The organism is Leclercia tamurae (assembly GCF_025566055.1).
GTDB lineage: Bacteria > Pseudomonadota > Gammaproteobacteria > Enterobacterales > Enterobacteriaceae > Enterobacter > Enterobacter tamurae.
The window spans coordinates 1-255 of sequence record NZ_JAMHKS010000016.1 but is presented as its reverse complement, the minus strand read 5'-3'; the positions used below and the strand labels follow the sequence as shown (position 1 = coordinate 255).

The following is a 255-nucleotide window of genomic DNA, read 5'->3' as shown; positions in this document are numbered from 1 at the left end:
ACCGAGATTCCCCCAGTAGCGGCGAGCGAACGGGGAGCAGCCCAGAGTCTGAATCAGCATGTGTGTCAGTGGAAGCGTCTGGAAAGTCGCAGGGTACAGGGTGATACTCCCGTACACGAAGATACACCTGCTGTGAACTCGAAGAGTAGGGCGGGACACGTGGTATCCTGTCTGAATATGGGGGGACCATCCTCCAAGGCTAAATACTCCTGACTGACCGATAGTGAACCAGTACCGTGAGGGAAAGGCGAAAAG

General features: G+C 55.3%; 1 rRNA gene. It reads left to right on the top strand.

The annotated features are described in order from the left end of the window. Positions 1–255 (top strand): 23S ribosomal RNA (locus tag M8318_RS00070); the annotation flags it as partial.